The 18,347-nt window shown below is 66.9% G+C and carries 11 protein-coding genes; 4 read left to right on the forward strand and 7 right to left on the reverse strand.

All coding sequences use genetic code 11. The features are described 5' to 3' along the window. Positions 1 to 23 precede the first annotated feature (23 nt). Entirely contained in the window at positions 24 to 2,474 is a 2,451-nt protein-coding gene (locus ShzoTeo12_RS21905) for an FAD-dependent oxidoreductase (protein WP_318914278.1), read from the forward strand. Positions 2,475 to 2,509: 35 nt separating this feature from the next. On the opposite strand, the gene ShzoTeo12_RS21910 is transcribed toward ShzoTeo12_RS21905, so the two are convergent. After that, the gene (locus ShzoTeo12_RS21910; RefSeq protein WP_318914279.1) at positions 2,510 to 3,520 is read right to left on the reverse strand and encodes a C-terminal binding protein; all 1,011 of its coding nucleotides are present in this window, start codon (positions 3,518 to 3,520) and stop codon (positions 2,510 to 2,512) included. 37 nt (positions 3,521 to 3,557) lie between these two features. Continuing rightward, positions 3,558 to 4,919, reverse strand: coding sequence for an aspartate aminotransferase family protein (locus tag ShzoTeo12_RS21915; protein ID WP_318914280.1), 1,362 nt, complete (start codon positions 4,917 to 4,919; stop codon positions 3,558 to 3,560). Positions 4,920 to 5,050: 131 nt separating this feature from the next. Here ShzoTeo12_RS21915 and ShzoTeo12_RS21920 point away from each other — a divergent pair, with 131 nt between their 5' ends. Further along, a complete protein-coding gene (locus ShzoTeo12_RS21920; RefSeq protein WP_318914281.1) occupies positions 5,051 to 5,920 on the forward strand; it encodes a LysR substrate-binding domain-containing protein in 870 nt (289 codons plus the stop codon). Positions 5,921 to 5,929: 9 nt separating this feature from the next. On the opposite strand, the gene gcvA is transcribed toward ShzoTeo12_RS21920, so the two are convergent. Then, positions 5,930 to 6,802 carry a transcriptional regulator GcvA gene (gene gcvA, locus ShzoTeo12_RS21925; RefSeq protein ID WP_318914282.1) on the reverse strand — a complete coding sequence of 291 codons (873 nt, stop codon included), beginning with the start codon at positions 6,800 to 6,802 and terminating at the stop codon, positions 5,930 to 5,932. A 102-nt stretch (positions 6,803 to 6,904) separates the two neighbouring features. Here gcvA and ShzoTeo12_RS21930 point away from each other — a divergent pair, with 102 nt between their 5' ends. After that, positions 6,905 to 8,104 carry an aromatic ring-hydroxylating dioxygenase subunit alpha gene (locus tag ShzoTeo12_RS21930; RefSeq protein ID WP_318914283.1) on the forward strand — a complete coding sequence of 400 codons (1,200 nt, stop codon included), beginning with the start codon at positions 6,905 to 6,907 and terminating at the stop codon, positions 8,102 to 8,104. 106 nt (positions 8,105 to 8,210) lie between these two features. After that, complete coding sequence (locus tag ShzoTeo12_RS21935) at positions 8,211 to 10,631, forward strand: FAD-dependent oxidoreductase (RefSeq protein ID WP_318914284.1); 2,421 nt, start codon at positions 8,211 to 8,213, stop codon at positions 10,629 to 10,631. 68 nt (positions 10,632 to 10,699) lie between these two features. On the opposite strand, the gene ShzoTeo12_RS21940 is transcribed toward ShzoTeo12_RS21935, so the two are convergent. From ShzoTeo12_RS21940 to ShzoTeo12_RS21955, 4 genes are all read right to left on the reverse strand, one after another. After that, entirely contained in the window at positions 10,700 to 12,409 is a 1,710-nt protein-coding gene (locus tag ShzoTeo12_RS21940) for an ABC transporter ATP-binding protein (protein WP_318914285.1), read from the reverse strand. Further along, the gene (locus tag ShzoTeo12_RS21945) at positions 12,406 to 14,940 is read right to left on the reverse strand and encodes an ABC transporter ATP-binding protein/permease (protein WP_318914286.1); all 2,535 of its coding nucleotides are present in this window, start codon (positions 14,938 to 14,940) and stop codon (positions 12,406 to 12,408) included. The genes ShzoTeo12_RS21940 and ShzoTeo12_RS21945 overlap by 4 nt, the downstream gene beginning before the upstream one ends. Before the next feature lie 76 nt (positions 14,941 to 15,016). Next, positions 15,017 to 17,182: a TonB-dependent receptor gene (locus tag ShzoTeo12_RS21950; RefSeq protein ID WP_318914287.1), complete on the reverse strand. Its 2,166-nt coding sequence runs from the start codon at positions 17,180 to 17,182 to the stop codon at positions 15,017 to 15,019. A 121-nt stretch (positions 17,183 to 17,303) separates the two neighbouring features. Then, a complete protein-coding gene (locus ShzoTeo12_RS21955; protein WP_318914288.1) occupies positions 17,304 to 18,308 on the reverse strand; it encodes an AraC family transcriptional regulator in 1,005 nt (334 codons plus the stop codon). Positions 18,309 to 18,347 lie beyond the last annotated feature (39 nt).

Below are 18,347 nucleotides of genomic sequence, written 5' to 3' on the forward strand. Positions count from 1 at the left end.
CCATGGTTTCGGGAGGTCGTTTCATGGCGCAGGAATTTCCAACACAGGCGCAGGTCGTCATCATCGGCGGCGGCATCATCGGCTGCTCGGTGGCCTATCACCTGACGAAGCTCGGCTGGCGGGACGTCGTCCTGCTGGAGCAGGGCCAGCTCAGCGGCGGCACCACCTGGCATGCCGCCGGCCTCGTCGGCCAGTTGCGCAGCCATGCCAACATGACGAGCCTCATCAAATATTCCACGCAGCTCTACAGCGAGCTGGAGGCGGAGACGGGGCTTGCCACCGGCTGGAAGAACTGCGGCTCGCTTTCCGTCGCCCGCAGCGCCGACCGGATGACCGTGCTGAAGCGCACCGCCGCCTCCGCCCGCGCGCAGGGCGTGGAGATCGAGGTGATCTCGCCGAAGGAGGCGCAGGACCTCTGGCCGGTCATGGCGATCGACGATCTTGCCGGCGCTGTTTGGTTGCCCGGCGACGGCAAGGCCAATCCGACCGACCTCACCCAGTCGCTCGCCAAGGGCGCGCGCAGCCGCGGCGCCCGCATCATCGAGCGCGTGCGCGTCACCGGCATCTCCACCGCGAACCGCGCGGTCACGGGCGTCGAGACGGATCGTGGGGCCATCGCCGCCGAGATCGTCGTCAACTGCGCCGGGCAATGGGCGCGCAAGGTGGGGCTGATGTGCGGTGTCCCGGTGCCGCTCCATTCGGCCGAGCACATGTATATCGTCACCGGCCGCATCGAGGGCGTGCATCCGGACCTTCCGGTGATGCGCGATCCCGACGGCTACATCTATTTCAAGGAAGAGGTCGGCGGCCTCGTCATGGGCGGCTTCGAGCCGGAAGCCAAGCCCTGGGGCATGGAGGGCATTCCCGACGATTTCGAATTCGCGCTCCTGCCGGACGACTGGGACCAGTTCGAAATCCTCATGCAGAGCGCCTTGCAGCGCGTGCCGCAGCTTGCGATCTCGGAAGTCAAGAAATTCTACAACGGCCCGGAAAGCTTCACGCCTGACAACAATTTCATCCTCGGAGAAGCGCCGGAGCTGAAGAATTTCTATGTCGGCGCTGGCTTCAATTCCATGGGCATCGCGAGCGCCGGCGGGGCGGGGCGGGCGCTGGCGGAATGGATCGTCAACGGCGCGCCGACCATGGACCTCTGGCCGGTCGACATCCGCCGCTTCGCAAACTTCAACAACAATCCGCGCTGGCTGCACGACCGCGTCAAGGAAACGCTCGGCCTGCACTATGCCATGCCCTGGCCGAACCGCGAACTGGACACCGCGCGCCCCTTCCGCCGCTCGCCGCTTTATGACCGGCTGGCCGCCAGGGGCGCCTGCTTCGGCTCGAAGATGGGCTGGGAGCGCGCCAACTGGTTCGCCGCCGAGGGCGAAGCGCCGGTGACGGACTATGCCTTCGGCCGGCAGAACTGGCATGAGGCGGTGCGGCGCGAGATGAAGGCGACGCGCGAGGCCGCCGGCCTCTTCGACCAGACCTCCTTCGCCAAGCTGCTCGTGCAGGGCCGCGACGCCGCGACGGCGCTCAACCGCATCTGCGCCGCCGAGATCGATATCGAGATCGGCCGCTCGATCTATACAGGCATGTTGAACGAACGCGGCGGCTATGAAAGCGACCTGACGGTCATGCGCCTTGCCGCCGACCGCTTCCTCATCGTCACCGGCTCGGCGCAGGCCGTGCACGATGCCGACTGGATCCGCCGGAACATCCCGGCCGATGCCCATGTCACGCTCACCGACGTCACCTCGGCCTATGCGGTGCTGGCGCTGATGGGGCCGAAGTCGCGCGACATCCTGGGCCGGCTCACCTCCGCCGATCTTTCCGGTGAGGGTTTCCCCTTCGCCACCATCCGCGAGATCGATATCGGCTATGCCACGGCCTATGCCAACCGCATGACCTATGTCGGCGAGCTCGGCTGGGAGCTGATCGTGCCGACGGAATTCGCGGTCGGCGTCTACGAGGCGCTGCAGGAAGCCGGCCGGGACCTCGGGCTCGTCGATTGCGGCTACTATGCGCTGGAGGCGCTGCGCCTGGAGAAAGGCTACCGCGCCTGGAGCCGCGAGTTGACGCCGGATATCGACCCCTGTCAGGCCGGCCTTGCCTTCGCGGTCGCGCTGGACAAGCCCGGCGGCTTCATCGGCCGCGATGCCGTCGCCGCCGCGAAGGCGAGGGGAACGCCCTCGCGCCGCATCGTGCAGTTCACGGTGGACGATGCCGGGCCGATGCTATGGGGTGGCGAGCTGATCCTGCGCGACGGCAGGCCCGTCGGGGAGGTTCGCTCTGCGGCTTACGGGCATACGCTCGGCCGCTCGGCCGCGCTCGCCCTCATCGAGCATGCCGATGGCGTGGACAGGGCATTCCTGGAGGGTGGCCGGTTCGAGGTCGAGCTTGCCGGCGAGCGCTTCGCCGTCACCGCCCATCTGGCGGCCGCCTACGATCCGAAGGGTCTGCGGGTCAAGGCATAGGCTTCGGGCGGGGTGCGCGCCACCCCGCCTTTCCTTCAGGCGAAACGCACATTGCTTTCCTGCGCCCGCAGGCGCGGATCGTGCGAGCGGATCTCGACGGGCTTTCCGTCCAGGATCTCGAAGCATCGCGCCAGCGTATCATCGGTGAGGCGCTGCATCGCCTCGGCGGTGAAGAACGCCAGATGCGGGAGGAGGATGGCGTCCGGGCGGCCGAAGAGCGGGCTCAGCGTATGCCCTGTCTTCGCCAGCGGCTCCTCCTCGTAGACGTCCAGCCCGACGCCGCCGAGACGGCCGGCCAGCATGGCCTCGACCAGCGCCGTCTCGTCGACCAGCGCCCCGCGCGAGACATTGACCAGCACTGCCGACGGCTTCATGCAGGCAAGCGCCGCGCGGTCGATCATATGGCGCGTCGACGGGCTGAGCGCCATGTGCAGCGAGACGAAATCGCATTGCCGCAGCATGGCATGCAGGTCGTGCGCCTTCTCCACGCCATGGCCGGCCATGACGGACGCCTCGACATGCGGATCGAAGCCGAGGACGCGCGCCCGGAAGCCGGCAGATGCCATGCGCGCCATGCTGCGGCCGATCTTGCCCATGCCGATCAGCCCCACCGTCGCGCCCGCGATATCGCGGCCGAGCCAGCGGGGTTCCGGCCAGAGCCAGCCGTCGCGCTCCATCGCCCGGCCGATCTCGGGCAGGCGCCTGGCAAGGGCGATCATCAGGGCGAAGGCCGCCTCGGCCACGGTCTCCTGCGCATAATCCGGCACGTTGACGACGGGAATGCCCCGCGCCATGGCCGCCGGTATGTCGATGGCGTCGATGCCGACACCATATTTGACGATGCCCTTCAGCCGCCGCGCCGCGGCGATGACGGGAGCGGTGATCGGCGTATAGCACATCAGGAGGAGATCGGCCTCCGCCACCTCCCGCATCAGCTCCTCCTGCGGGATGTCAGCCGGCAGGGTAACGAGGTCGACGCCGCGCGCCCGCAGGCCGGCGTCGATGTCGGGGCATTCGAGTTCCCGATCCGTGCGGACGGCTTTCATGGGGTATTCTCCCGTGCTTCGTTGCATTCCGTCCTCCTCATCCCGCCAGGATCGCCGCTTCGGCGATGGTGAGCGCCCGGTCGAGGTCCTCGCGCGCGATCACCATGGGTGGGGAGAGCGTCATGACGTTGCCCTGGCTGATCTTCAGGCTCAGCCCCGCCTCCAGGCAGCGGTAATAGGCCCGTTCGGCGAGCCCGTTGTCCGGCGTGAAATCCGCGCGGTCCGATACGAGCTCGACGCCGAAGAGCAGGCCGCGCCCGCGCACGTCGCCGATGGCGGGGCAGCGCTCCGCGAAGGCGCGAAGCCGCTCCATCGCATAGGCGCCGAGTTCGGCGGCCCGCTCGGCAAGCCCTTCCTCGCGGATGATGGAGATCGTCGTGAGCGCCGCGCGGGTCGTTACCGGATTCTTCTCATGGGTGTAGTGGCCGATGGCATAGTCGCCCGCCACGTCGAGGTCGCGCCGGGCGACGATGCCGGCAATCGGCAGCACGCCGCCGCCGAGCGCCTTGCCGAGCACAAGGATGTCGGGCACGACCTCGTCATGCTCGCAAGCGAAGAAACGGCCGGTCTTGCCGAGGCCCGTCGGAATCTCGTCGAAGATCAGCAAGGTCCCGTGCCGGTCGCAGGCCTCGCGCACCGCCTTCCAGAAGCCCGGCGCCGGCGGATTGGGCGTCGCGCGCATCGGCTCGGCGACCAGCGCGGCGAAATCGCCTTCACGGCCGAGCACATAGGAGATCATGCTGGCGCAGGCCTTGGCGGAGCGTTCGAGATCGTCCTGGCCGTAGGCGCAGCGGCGGCTTGCCCAGGGCGCGATATGCTCGGCCCCCGGCAGGAGCGGCCCGGCGATGCCCGAGCGGAAGGTCGCCTCGCCGCCGACGCTCGACGCGCCGAAACCCGCGCCGTGGAAGGCGTCCCAGAAGGAGAGTGTCTTGAAGCGTCCGGTCGCGGCGCGGGCGAGCCGCAGCGCGACCTCGATCGCATCGGAGCCGCCCGTCGTGAACAGCACCTTGCCGAGATCGCCGGGCGCCAGCCGGCCAAGCGTTTCCGCCAGCTCGACCGCCGGCTCGCAGGTGAAGCGGCGCGGCGCGAAGCTGAGCGTGTCGATCTGCTCCTTGATCGCCTGCCTCAGCCGCGGATGGCCGTAGCCGATATGGTGCACGCTGTTGCCATGGAAATCCATGTAGCGCCGGCCGGCGGTGTCTTCAATCCAGATGCCTTCCGCCTTTGCGATGGCGCTGAGGCAGGGGCTGGAAAGGCTCTGGTGCAGGAAGGCGGCGGCGTCGCGCGAGACGAGGTCCTGCGTCCGCCCGTCCCCGAGGCGCGCATTCCACGCCCCGCGTGCGGCGGATGTATTGGCCTCGCCTTCCGTGTGAACCAGCGTGGATGCCGTGGTCTTCATCGCTATCTCCGATCCGTCTGCCTGCGACAGGAGAGCTATCGCATCGTTCGGTTTGCAGATAAAATCGATATTCTCGACAGCAATGAAGAATTCATCGATAGTAAGGCCTCCACGAAAGGCCTTCATCCGCCATGCGCTATGTCCAGCTTCGGGCTTTCCACCATGTCGCCCTTGCCGGGAGCTTTTCCCAGGCGGCGCGCGACCTCTCCCTCACCCAGCCCGCCATTTCCGATCAGGTGCGTTGGCTCGAGGAGGAATACGACGTTCCGCTTTTCGTGCGCAAACGCCGGCAGCTCACGCTGACCCCGGCGGGCACGCGGCTGCTGGCGGCGACGCGCCGCCTGTTCGACGCGGAAGGCGAGGCGCTCGACGTGTTGCAGGAGGAACGCTCGCTGCGGGCGGGCGTGCTGCGCATCGCCGCCGATTCGGTAGATCACATATTGGATGTGCTCACGGTCTACCGGCAGCGGTTTCCCGGCATCCAGATCAGGATCGTCGGCGGCAATTCCAGCAGCATCGTCGAGGACCTGCTCGCCTATGACGTGGATATCGGCGTCCTCGGGGAACTCGCCGACGAGCGGCCCTTCGAGGTTCTGTCGCTCAATGTCTCGCCGGTCGTGCTCTTCGTCGCGCGGTCCCATCCGCTGGCGGGGCATGCGAGCCTGTCGCTGCAGGCGTTGAGTGCGTGGTCGCTGGTCATGCGGGAAGAGGGATCGCGGACCCGGCTGATGGTGGAAAAGCTCGCCGCAGCGGAAGGCATCTCCCTTCGCTGCGCCATAGAGGCCGAGGGGCGCGAGGCCGTCCGGCGCATCGTCGCCGCCGGCGTCGGTGTCGGCATGGTCTCGGAGGCCGAGTTCGACAACGATCCGAGGCTGGTCAAGATCGCGCTCGAAGGCCAGCCGCTGACGATGCACGAGAAGCTGATCTGCCTGAAGGACCGCCGCAACGGCAAGGCGATCCAGGCCTTCTTCGCGACGGCCCGGAGGCTGACGCAGGAATAGGTCCTGGTTTCAAACGGTTGCGGTGGTGACGTCGATGAGCCAATCGCGAAAGGCCGTTACTTTCGGCAGCTTTGCCTTGCGCTGCGAAACGAGCAGCCAATAGGAGCCGGCGGCCGGAAGCCGGGCGCGAAACGGCTCCACCAGTAGCCCGCTGGCCAGTTCCCGCTCCACCAGCGCGGCGCGGCCAAGCAGGACGCCCTTGCCCTCGACGGCTGCGCGGATCGCCATGATCGACTGGTCGAAGAACGAACCCGATGAGGTGTCGACGCCCCTGACCCCGGCATGCGCAAGCCAGGTGTCCCATTCCTCGGCATAACCGGGAACATGCAGCAGGTCACGGCCTCTGAGGTCCTCGGGAACGGCCAGCGCCTCGGCATAGGCCGGGCTGCAGACGGGGAAGGCCTCGTCTGCAAGCAACCGGGTGGCTTCGCATTTCGGCCATTGGCCTGCGCCGAAGGCAATCGTCGCATCGACCTTGTCCTCGCCCTGGTCGAGCGCCGTCAACCTGAGGTCTATGTCGGGATGCCTTGCACGAAAGAGGTCGAGGCGGGGCGCGATCCACTGGCTGGCGAAGGATGTCGGCACGTGCACGACCAGCAGGTCGCGCGCGTTCCGTCCGGCGAACCTGCTGGTCGCCTCGTCGATCATGTCGAAGGCCTGGCCCAGATCCTCGGCATATCGCCGGCCCCGGTCGGTGAGCCGCACGCCATTGGCGTGGCGCTCGAAGAGGGGCTTGCCGAGCCTCAGTTCAAGCGCCCGAATGTGCTGCGAGACGGCCGAGGGCGTGACATTCAATGCCGCGGCGGCGGCGGCGAAACTGCCGAGACGGGCGGCGGCCTCGAACGCGCGAAGCCAGTTCAGCGAGGGGCGCAGGGGAGACATGGCACCATTAGAAATACTTAAGCTTTCCCCAAGGTAATCGCGTTTGCGCGCGCAGGCAACAATGTCTCCAATGGCTTCAATTCGGCCTTTGGAGAAATCGCCATGAACGTTCACTGTCTGAATAGCTATCGACCGGGCCACGGCCTTCCGGGATCGTTCTATACCGATCCGGAGATATTCGCCGAGGAGCAGCGCCGCATTTTCCGCAACAGCTGGTTCTTTGCCGGTCACTCCATCGAGGTTGCCGGGCGGGGCGACTACCTGACGCTGGACGTTGGAGGTGTGCCGGTCGTTGTCGTCCGCGATCAGGACGGCGAGCTGCACGCCCACCACAATATCTGCCGTCACCGCGGCTCCCTCGTCTGCACGAAGGAAAAGGGCAGGGCTGCCCGCCTGGTTTGTCCCTATCATGCCTGGACTTACGGGCATGATGGCCGGCTGATCGGCGCGCCGATGATGGGAGAAGGGTTCGACAAGGAAGCGCATGGCCTGAAGCCGGCGCATGTGGGGGAATTCGACGGGTTGATCTTCGTCAACCTGTCCGAGACGCCGTCCCCGTTTCATGACCTGCGCGACCATCTTTCGCCGGTTCTCGCATCCCAGGGCATGACGCGGGCGAAGGTCGCCCTGATCCGCGACTACGATCTGGATGTGAACTGGAAGATCGTCGTGGAGAACAACCGCGAATGTTACCATTGCGAGGGCAATCATCACGGCTATGTCTCCGTTCAGTATGATACGGAGAACGACAATCCCGCTCTGAAGGGGGAGATCGCCGAGCGCCTGGGCGAGTGTCGCCGGCGCTGGGAAAGGGCCGGCCTCGACGTCGCGCGCGTCAACACCTCGTCCAACAACACGGCGGAATGGTTCCGCGCCAACCGGACCCCGGTTCGCAAGGGCATGGTGACGGAAAGCCCGGACGGCCAGCTCGTCTGCAAGGTGTTGATGGCCGGTTTCACCGACCCCGACATGGGAACGGCCCGCGCCAACACCAACATCAATTTCTGGTGCCATGCCAATTCCGACTATGCGCATACCGTGCGCATCACGCCGGTATCGCCAACCCGGACCATCGTGCGGGCCTATTGGCTGGTGGATGAAAACGCCGTCGAAGGGCGCGATTACGATCCCGAGGCGATTGCCGCCTTCCATCATCAGGTCATGTCCGAGGACTGGGATATCTGCCGCCGCCAGTGGCGCGGCGTCACCTCGCCCAGCTTCGAGCCGGGCCCCTATGCGCCGGACAAGGAGGCGAATGTCGACCGCTATGTGCGCTGGTATGTCGGGCGGATGAGCGCCTGACGCTCCCGCCCGCGCGCTCGATTATCGGCAACAAGGTGGCGGTTTGCCCGCTGCCGGGAATTCAACGGGACCACGCGCAGTGCGGGTCGGCTTCGGAAAGACGGATATGTCAAAGCTTCCATCTCACGCCCGCATCGTCATCGTCGGCGGCGGCGCCATCGGCACCAGCATCGCCTATCACCTCGCCAAGGCGGGCGAGAAGGACGTCCTGCTCCTGGAAAAGCGTGCGCTGACGGCGGGCTCCACCTGGCATGCCGCCGGTCTCATGGGGCAGTTGCGCAGCAAGGTGAACCTGACGCGGCTGATGCAATACAGCGCCGACCTGTGCGCAAGGATCGGTGCGGAGACCGGTCAGGATGTCGGCTGGAAGAATGTCGGCAGCCTTCGGCTCGCCGCTTCCGATGCCCGCTGGGAGGAGTTGAAGCGGGCGCATACGGCCGCAAGAAGCTATGGTTTCGACATGGAGCTCGTCGGTCCGGACGAGGTCAAGCGCCTCTTTCCCCTGGTCGATACGAAGGGCTTGCGCGGCGCGACCTGGATCGCCTCCGACGGCCATGTTGATCCTTATTCGCTGACGCATGCCTATGCGAAGGGAGCCCGGGCAGGCGGCGTGCGCATCGTCGAGGGCGTCGCCGCCACCGGCTTCACGATCCGGGACCGGCGTATCACGGCGGTAAAAACGGCCGAAGGCGATGTCGGCTGCGAGATCGTCGTCAACGCCGCCGGGCTCTGGGCGCGGCAGCTCGGCGAACTGGCGGGCATCGATCTGCCGGTCACCGTGGTCGAGCATGAATATTTCGTGACCGAGAAGTCGCCGAAGGTGCCGGATGACCTGCCGACCTTGCGGGACCCGGACGCCAATTTCTACGTCAAGCCGGAGCCGGGCGCGATGGCGATCGGCGGCTGGGAGAAACAGACGCGGGCTGCCTACGGGCTCGGCAAGCTGCCGCTGGATTTCGGCCAGGAACTGTTTGCGGACGATCTGGAGCGTATCGCCGAGGTGATCGAAGGCGCTTCGAACCGTATTCCGCTGCTCGGCGAGCTTGGCGTGCGCTCCGTGGTCAATGGCCCCATCCCCATTTCGGCGGATGGCGAACCGGTCATGGGCCTTGCCGGCGGCTTCGAGAACTTCTTTGTCGCCTGCGGCTTTACATCCGGGATCGCCGCCTCGGGCGGAGCCGGCCGCGCCATGGCGAACTGGATTCTGGAGGGCGATCCGGGCATGGATCTGTGGGCCTTCGACCTGCGTCGTTTCGGCCACCCGCATGGCGGGCTCGCCTATCTGCGCGACAGCGCCATCGAGGCCTATTCTAAATATTATGCGATTGCGTGGCCGGAGGAGGAGCGCTCGGCCTGCCGGCCATTGCGGCGTTCGCCCCTCTACCAGGCCCTGACAGCCGAAGGCGCCGTCAATGGCGCCAAGTTCGGCTGGGAGCGGCCCAACTATTTCCTGGCGCCCGGCGAGAGCAGGCCGCCGCTGGAAACCTTCGAACGGGCGCCACACGCCGAGGTGATCGGCCGGGAGCACCGGGCGGTCCGCGAGCGCGTCGCGCTGATCGATCAGTCATCCTTCTCCAAGTTCGAGATTTCGGGGCCGGGAGCCCTTGCTTTCCTGCAATGGCTGGCGGCCGCGAATGTCGATCGTCGCGAGGACGCCGTCGTCTATACGCAGATGCTCAACAGGCGTGGCGGCATCGAGGCCGACCTGACCATCATGCGGCGCGGGGAAAGCCGCTTCCATGTCGTCACGGGCTCCGCCTTCGGCACGCGTGACGGAGACTGGATCCGCCGCCACATGCCCCGCGACGGATCCGTGACCATGCAGGACGTGACGGGCGCCTATGGGGTCATCAATCTCTGCGGGCCGCTGGCGCGTGATGTCCTAGCCGCCGTCACCGAGCACGATGTATCGGATGCTGCCTTTGCCTACATGACATGCCGCGAGATCCGGATCGGATGGGCGCCGGTCTTCGCCGCCCGCGTGACCTATGTCGGGGAGCTTGGCTGGGAATTGCATGTGCCGAGCGAGTACCTGGCCTATGTCTACGAGGTCCTGCGCGAAGCGGGAACGCCGCTGGGTATCGCCAATGTGGGGTACAAGGCGATTTCCAGCCTGCGCATGGAGAAACGCTACCTTTACTGGGGCGCCGACATCACGCCTGACGACACGCCGCTGGAGGCCGGGTTGGGCTTTGCGCTGTCGATGAAGAAAGGCGATTTCCAGGGCCGCGATGCCATCGCGGCGCAGAAGGAGCGCGGTATCGCGCGAAAGCTCGCCTGTTTCAGGCTCGACGACCCCCTGCCGGTCTATGGCGGCGAGGCGATGCTGGCGAACGGCCGTATCCTGGGAATGACCACCAGCGGCGACTTCGGCCACACCATCGGCGCCCCGCTCGTCTTCGGCTATCTCAAGGGGGAGGATATGGCATTGCGGGAGATCGAGGTCGAGGCGTTCGGTCGCCGCAGCAGGGCAACGGCGGTGGACCGTTGCGCCTACGATCCCGAAGGCAAGCGCATTCGGCTTTAAGGGTCTTGGCTGGGCATCCTGTCCAAGCCGGTCCGGTCCGGCCGTGTCGTTCGCAGACATTGCCCAGCCTATGCGAACGCCCAGTCTTTCGCCTGGCGGCGGCTGTTCCAGTAGGTGGCGAAGCGGCCTCCGGCGGCGATCAGGTCGTCACGGCTGCCTGCCTCGACGATGCGGCCGTGTTCCACGAAGAGGATGTGGTCGGCCTTCGCGATGGTCTCGATGCGATGTGCGACGACAAGGGCGGTGTGGTGGCCGAAGCGGGTGAGGGCGGTGGCGACGGCGACCTCGTTCAGCGTGTCGAGGCCGCTCGTCGCCTCGTCGAGCAGCAGGATCGGTGCGTTCTTGAGCAACGCGCGGGCGATGCTAACGCGCTGGCGCTCGCCGCCGGAAAGGTTGTTGCCGCCTTCGCCGACCGGCGCGTCCCAGCCGCCAAGGCGCTCGACGATCTCGTCGACGCAGGCTGCCGTTGCCGCCGCGCGCAGCGCCGCTTCATCGGCCTCGGGGCGGGCGAGGCGGATGTTCTCGGCAATGCCGCCCTCGAAGAGCTGCACATTCTGGAAGACGACGGAGAGCTGGTCCATCAGGGTCTTAGGCGCATAGGCGCGCACGTCGTGGCCTGCGACGCGGATTTCTCCGGCGGAGACGTCGTGCAGGCGGGCGATCAGCGTGAGGATCGTGCTCTTGCCGGAGCCGGATGGGCCGACCAGCGCGGACATCCTGCCGGCCGGGACAGTGAAGGTAACCCCGTCGAGGATCGGCGTGCCGTCGATGTTGAAATGGACGTCGCGGAATTCGATGTCCGGGGTGCCGGGCATACTGTCCTGCGCGGGGACCGGCTGGGCCGGAACGTGGAGCACGGCGAGGGTTCGCCCGGCGGCGGCATGCGTGGATTCGAGCGCGGGGAAGAGCTCCGAGAGGGTATTCAGCGGCTCGAGAAAGCGGAGGACCACGACGATCAGCGCCACGGTGCGGGCGGCATCGACGGCGCCGTCCATATAGAGGAACGCCAGGACGGCCACCATGGCGATAAGCGTCGCCTGCATGGCGAGCGAGAAGAGGAGCATGCCGGGCAGGGCGAACCAGAGGACGCGCAGTCCTTTGGATTTCTGCGCGTCGATGGCGGCGCCGAGCGGCGTGCCCTCCATGCCGGTGCGGCCGGCGGCGCGCAGCACGATCTGGGCGCGGGCGAATTCCTCCGTGCGCTCGGCGGCCTCGCTGGAGGCGACGGCGAAATCGGCCTCGGCGCGGCGCATCAGCCGCCCGCCGAGAAGGAGAGCGCCGAGCAGCAGCGGTGCCGCGGCAAGCGCCGCAAGGCCGAGTGGCCAGGCGACGAAGAAAAGGCCGATGGCGATGGCGAAGGGCAGCGTGACGGCGATGGAGGCCTGCGTCGCCAGGTTGACCGAGCTTGCGAAGAGCTCCGGCACGGCGCCGGCGAGCGCGCGTTTGGCCTGCGATCGCTGCGTGGCGCCGAACCAGCCGATCGGCACGGCGAGGAGATGATCGACGAGACGGGCGTTCATCGACGTCATCATGGCAAAGCCGAGATCGAAGGCGCGGATCACCAGAAAGCGCTCGAGCGCCCAGCCGGCCGCGACGCTTGCGGCAAGCAGGCCGAGCCAGGCAAGCGCATCCTGCGGAACCGGCGAGAACAGCGCGCCGAGCAGCGGCACGAGGGCGAGGGCGGATGTCGCGCGCAATGCGGCCGCCACGACGACGAGGACAACAAAGGGCACGAGGCGCGGGCGCGCTTGCGGCGGCAGAAGGGCGGAGATGATCACGAGGCTTTCCTTTCGCCGGCCTGCCAGAGGTCGCGGTAGAGGCCGGGCTCGGCGATCAGCGCTGGATGGCGGCCCTGCTGCACGATGCGGCCGCGATCCATGACGACGATGCGGTCGGCATGCACCACGGTGTGCAGCCGGTGCGCGACGACGAGGACCGTGCGCCTGCCGATGAGCGAGCCCAGTGCCTGCTGTACCAGATGTTCGGATTCCGGATCGGCGAAGGCGGTGGCCTCGTCGAGCACGAGGACCGGCGGATCGGCGATCAGCGCGCGGGCGATGGAAAGGCGCTGCGCCTCGCCGCCGGAGAGCTGGATATCCTCGCTGAGAATGCTGTCATAGCCTTTCGGCGCCTCCGCGATGCGCTCGTGGATATGGGCGGCGCGGGCGGCCGTCTCGATTTCGCCCTGGCTTGCCTCGGGGCGGGCGAGCGCGATGTTGTCCCGGAGCGTTCCCCTGATCAGGCGTACATCCTGGAAGACGAAGCCGACGGTGCGTTGGAGGACCTGCGGGTTGACGTCGCGAATGTCGATTTCCGTCTCGCCCGCGATCAGCCGGATCGCGCCGCCCGTCACATCGTGGAAACGGCCCGGCAGGCCGGCAAGGGTGGACTTGCCCGCGCCGCTCGGGCCGACCAGGGCCGTCAGCGTGCCGGGCGCAAGCACGAGGTCGATGCCTTCGAGCACCGGCTTGCGCGGCCGGTAGCCGAAGCTGACATTCTTGAAGCGCAGACCGAGTGGACCCGGCGAGAGGGCGCGCAGCGAGCGGCTTCTGTCGAGTTCCGGCTCCTCCAGCAGCGTGCCGATGCGGCTTGCCGCCTGCTTCGCCTCGCGCATCGGCATGAAGCCGTACATGACGGCGGTGATCTGCGTGCCGAAGGCGGTGCCGAGGAAGAGGAAGGGCAGGAGATCGGCGGGCGCCATGGCGCCGGAGAGAATACGCCAGCAGCCGGCCGCCGTGATGAGCAGCAGGAAGGCCGGCGGCTGGATCGCAAGCTGCGAGGCGACCTTGCGGCCGGCCATCGGGCGCTGCCAGCCGTTGAGAAAGGCCGCCTGGCCGTTCAGCACCGTGCGCAACGCCCTGCCGTCGCCGCCGAAGACGCGCACGACGGGCAAGGCCTCGATGAAGGCGCTGGCCGCGGCATTGGCGCGCCTGGTCCAGTCGGCATGTTCCACCAGCTTGTCGGCGACGCCGCGCATCATGTGGGCGAAGAGGGCGACGAAGGCGATGAGCGGCAGGAAGAGCAGGCCGGCGAGCGCCGCATCCACGGTGAAGAGATAGACGATGACGGCAAGCGGCGTGACGATGCCGGCAACGACATCGGGCACGGCATGGGTGACCATGTAATGCAGTCGCCCGGCATCCTCTTGCACTGCCTGGTGCACGCTCGCGGCATTGCGGTCGGTGAACCAGCCGAGCGGCAGGCGGGCAAGCTTGGCGACGATCGCGCGGCGCAGCTCATGGCCGAAGCGGGTATCCACGGCATGCAGCCAGAACATCAGCACGGTCGAGAGCAGGACGGCACCGCCGAAAAGGCCGAGCGCCCACAGTATCAGCGGCGTCAACGTTTCCCGATTGGCATCGCCCGCCAGCAGCCGGCGGCCGAGCTCCGCCAGCAGCACCAGCGGGGCGAGCTGCATCAGCGAGATGACGGCCTGCAGGGCACCGGCGGCGCGCAGCTTCCAGCGCAGCGATGCGAGCAGCTCCTGTCCGCGCTGCGAGCGCCAGCGCGGCGCGGCCTTCCGAGGGGGAGCGGCGGGCGGTGGCGGAGCGGGTGCCGCCTCTTCGCCCGCCTCCTTGCGCAGGCGCATCGCCTTGCCGCGGATCCAGTAGGCGGCGTGCTTGATGTCGGCGAGCGGGAAGCCATGCACGCGGTTGAGGTTCGCGCGCAGGTCCTTGATCGCGGCGTTTTCCGCGGCGATCCAGGCATACCAGTTCGACCAGTCGCGGGCGGGCACGGCGGCGGCGAGCGCGCCGGTGCCTTCGCCGGTCCAGATCACCTCGGCGCCCGGATGGAAGGTGACGGGAATATCCCGGTCGGCCGGCAGATAGGCCTGCAGGATGACGACGACGGCGGCGTCCGGCGGCAGGACGCCGAGGATGCCGTTGATGGCGGGGATGGCCGCGGGATCGCCCATCAGCAGATAGCCTTCCGGATTTTCCGGCGGCTCGAACTTATGGAACATATAGTAGGACGCGTTGATCGTGTCGCCGGGCCTTGCCGCAGCCGCCCAGGCGGAGGCCGGCCCCATCGGTTCGTGCAGCACGAAATCGAAGCTGACCTCGCCGCGCGCCGGGTCCGGGTCGACCAGCGTATAGCCGCGCTGGTGCACCTTGGCCGGATCGTCGGGATCGGGCGCCCAGAGGCGGACATAGCTTGCCGTCGGCGTCTCGCGCCCGTTGATCATGGTCGGGGCGGAAAAGCGGATGCGGCGGAAGCCGGGCGTGAGGTTCGTGGCCGAAACCACCGTCATGACGTGATCGGTGGCTCCGAGCGCCTTCATCATCGTCCGCTGGAAACGCGCGCCCATCAGCAGCCTCGCGAAAGAACGGAAAGATGCGGCCCGGCCGGCAAGACCGGGCTGCGCGAGAATGCTGTGGCGCTGCCTACCACTTGATCGTCGCCCCCAGGCCGATGACGCGGCCGCGGCCGATATAGGCGGCCGTCGTTCCCGGCGCGTAGGTGAAGGCGTAGGAGAGCGGGCGCTCGTCGAGCAGGTTTCGTCCGAAGGCGTAGACCTTCAGATTGTCCTTCTCCCAGCCGAGTTCCGCATTAACGATGTGGTAGGCCGCCATCTTCGCGCTGTTCTGGATGTCCGAATAGCGGGTGCCGACATACTGGTAATTGGCGCCGACGAAGAATTCGCCGGCAAAGCCGAGCGCATCGGCTTCCGTCCGGTAGGTGACGCCGAGATTGGCGGAGAAGCCGGGCACCTGCGGCACCTTGTTGCCCTCCAGCGCCCCCGCGAGCGCCGATTGCGGCGTGACATCGACGAGGCGGGAATTGATGAGCGCGCCGCCCACCGTGAAATCCAGCCCGTCGGCCACCGTGGCGGTCACGTTCGCTTCCACGCCGTAGCTCTCGAAGGCCTGGTTCGTCATGAAGGGCAGCAAGGTGCCCGGATCGAAGCCCGTGAGCTGGCCGTCCTTCACGTCATTGTAGAAGATCGCGCCGCTGACGCGGATGGCATCGGTCAGCTCGGCCTTGCTGCCGATCTCGTAGGTCCATGACGTTGCCGGCAGGAAGGGGGTCGAGGGCAGCCCGAAGCCGGCATAGACCGTCGTCTTCTCGAAGCCGCCGGAGGAATAGCCGCGCGCCACGGAGGCATAGCTCATGGCGCGGTCGTTCCATTTGTAGGAGAGCGCCATGCGGCCGGTCAGATAGGTGTCGCTGAATGAATTGTCCTGCGCGAAGGCCGGGATGGTGCCGGGAAAGCCATTGGAGACATAGTTGGCGTCGAGCGTCTGCCTGTCGTGGGCAAGGCGCAGGCCGCCCGAAAGGGTGAAACGCTCGTCGAGCGGCACGGCCGCGTCGGCGAAGGCCGCGATCGTCTCGCTGTCGATGGCGTTGTCGAAGGTGCCGTTCAGCGTCGGCGAGTAGCTGCCGACATCCTGCACGCGATGGGTCGTGAAGTCCGATTTGAAATAGTTCGCGCCGACGACCCATTGCACGGCCGCGTCTTCATGCGAGTTGAGGCGGAGCTCCTGGTTGAAGATGCGTTCGTGGTCGTCGAAGACCACCTTCTGCGCGTTGGGGTCGTTGAAGAAGGACGGCGGCAGGCCGGTGGCGTTGGAGAAGATGAAGGCGTCGGTGAAGTCGCCGGTATTGTGCAGCTTGATGTCCTGGTAGCTCGTCGTCGAGGTCAGGATGAAGGGCTCGAATTCCTTGGTGATCTTGATCGAGCCGTGCGCGATCTGCTGGCGGTTGACCGGCGTGGTGTCCGCGCCGCTGATCGGGAAGTCGGGCGATTCCAGCAGGAGGAAGGCGGAGTTGTGCCGGGTGTCCCTGGAAAAACCGCCGGTGATATCGATGGTGAAGCTGTCGTCCGGCGTGATGCGCAGCGTGCCGCGCGCCGCGCCGAGCTTCGCGCTGCCCTCGTCCTTGCCGGTGATCGGGTTCGGAATGTCGCCATCGAACTTCTGGAAACGCAGCGTCGCGCGGCCGGCAACGAGGTCGTCGATCAGCCAGCCGCCCGTTGTGCCCTCGATGAAGGCATGGCCATCGGAACCGATCTCGGTGCTGACGATGGTCTCCTTCGTCCCGTCGGCGGGCTTGCTCACCACATTGATCGCGCCGGCGAAGGCGTTGCGGCCGAAGGTCGTGCCCTGCGGGCCGCGCAGCACCTCGACCTGCTCGACATCGAGGAAGGGCGCGCCGATCGCCGAGAGCGTCGTCGGAACGCCGTCGACGGAAAGGCCGATCACGCTGTCGAGCGAGTTCATCGCCGAGCCGAGCGTCGAGAGGCCGCGCATGGTCATGTAGCTTTCGCCGAAGCGGCCGAAATCCATGAAATTCGTGCCCGGCGTCTGGCGGGCGACGTCGCCGACCGGATCGAGCGAGGAGGGTTTCACGTTTTCCGGGCCGAGGATCGTCGTTGCGACGGGCAGGGAGGCGTCGTCCTGCGGGCGCTTGGTGCCCGTGACGACGACCGCTTCGAGCGTCGTCGTTCCCTCAGCCTCCTGGGCGGCGGCCCGTTCGCCCGCCGCCACCGCGATGCCAAGAGCCGCGAGCGCCGTGGTGGAAATCAGCCGTGCGCGCGAGATGGTGTTCATATGCCTTGCCCCCTGGTCATGATGAGCGTCACAAATAGCGGGTCAGGTATTCTTGAGGATATAACTCGACTTTCGCGCGACGCAGGCAAACATTCGCGAAACGCAATAGTTCGCGGCGCCGTCAGCCCGGCCGCATTCCCGTGGACTGGTGGCGCTCCGAGCGCGGCGGATGGCCGTAATGCCTGCGATAGGCGGCGCTGAAGGCGGAGGGGCGGGAAAAGCCGACGCGGCGTCCGGCCTCGGCCACCGAAAGCCGGTATTCCTGCAGCAGGATCTTCGCCATCATCAGCCGCTGCTCGCGCACATGGGCGAAGATGGTCCGGCCGAACACCGCCTTGAAATTGGCCTGCAGGGTGGTGACGTTGATGCCGACGCGCCGGGCGAGTTCCAGCGTGGTCGGTGTGTTGACGAGGTCGCCGTCGAGGATTTCGCGGGCATGGACCACCCGGTCGTATTCGCGCCTGCCGAGAAGCGCGACGAGGCGCCGCTCGTCCTTCAGCGCCTGCGCCACTTCGATCACATAGGCCAGCGCATTGCTTTCGAGGAACAGCCTGCCGAGCTGGCCGCCATAGGGATGTTCGAGGCAGAGCCGCGCGATCTCGCCGATGCGCGGCGAATGGGTGATGGTCGCCGTGCGGAAACCACCCGTCGTGAGTTCTCGCAATGCGCTGACGCCGTCGTCGTCGATGTCTTCCGCGAAGCGTTCGAAGAAGGCGGGCTGGAGCACGAAGCCGGCGGTGCGGAAGTTGCGCCCGCGCTCCAGCGGCGTCGTGTAGCGGATGGGGCGGTCGAAACCCATGAGATTGACCTGGTGCGGGAGGCGGACGAAGCTGCCGTGGCCCTCGACCTCGGTCCGCACGGGCTGGCCGGAAAGCATGATGCCGCAGACGAGGGCCGGCGCCATCTCGACGGCGAAGCCCTGGTCGCAGATATAGGTCACGTCGCCGGCGCTGAGCATCAGGCCCGGCTGCACTTCATGCGCCAAAAGGCGCCCCGTATAGAGGGGGGTGTCCAGAACCTGTGGCGCCATTTCGACAGGCTCCACTCCGAGCGCGAATTCGGCGCCGAGCCGAACGAGGTCGTTCGGCGTCATGCCACCCGGCGGGATCAGGTTTTCCAGCGTCATGCGAATATGGTCCGCCTTGCGTTGAGGTCGGAGCATATT

It is taken from the genome of Shinella zoogloeoides (assembly GCF_033705735.1).
Classification (GTDB): domain Bacteria; phylum Pseudomonadota; class Alphaproteobacteria; order Rhizobiales; family Rhizobiaceae; genus Shinella; species Shinella zoogloeoides_A.

Coding starts and splice junctions, on each gene's coding strand:
- ShzoTeo12_RS21920 (WP_318914281.1), top strand. CDS start 5,051: ATGCGCTATGTCCAGCTTCGGGCTTTCCACCATGTCGCCCTTGCCGGG.
- ShzoTeo12_RS21915 (WP_318914280.1), bottom strand. CDS start 4,919: ATGAAGACCACGGCATCCACGCTGGTTCACACGGAAGGCGAGGCCAAT.
- ShzoTeo12_RS21910 (WP_318914279.1), bottom strand. CDS start 3,520: ATGAAAGCCGTCCGCACGGATCGGGAACTCGAATGCCCCGACATCGAC.
- gcvA (WP_318914282.1), bottom strand. CDS start 6,802: ATGTCTCCCCTGCGCCCCTCGCTGAACTGGCTTCGCGCGTTCGAGGCC.
- ShzoTeo12_RS21950 (WP_318914287.1), bottom strand. CDS start 17,182: ATGAACACCATCTCGCGCGCACGGCTGATTTCCACCACGGCGCTCGCG.
- ShzoTeo12_RS21905 (WP_318914278.1), top strand. CDS start 24: ATGGCGCAGGAATTTCCAACACAGGCGCAGGTCGTCATCATCGGCGGC.
- ShzoTeo12_RS21945 (WP_318914286.1), bottom strand. CDS start 14,940: ATGGGCGCGCGTTTCCAGCGGACGATGATGAAGGCGCTCGGAGCCACC.
- ShzoTeo12_RS21955 (WP_318914288.1), bottom strand. CDS start 18,308: ATGACGCTGGAAAACCTGATCCCGCCGGGTGGCATGACGCCGAACGAC.
- ShzoTeo12_RS21930 (WP_318914283.1), top strand. CDS start 6,905: ATGAACGTTCACTGTCTGAATAGCTATCGACCGGGCCACGGCCTTCCG.
- ShzoTeo12_RS21935 (WP_318914284.1), top strand. CDS start 8,211: ATGTCAAAGCTTCCATCTCACGCCCGCATCGTCATCGTCGGCGGCGGC.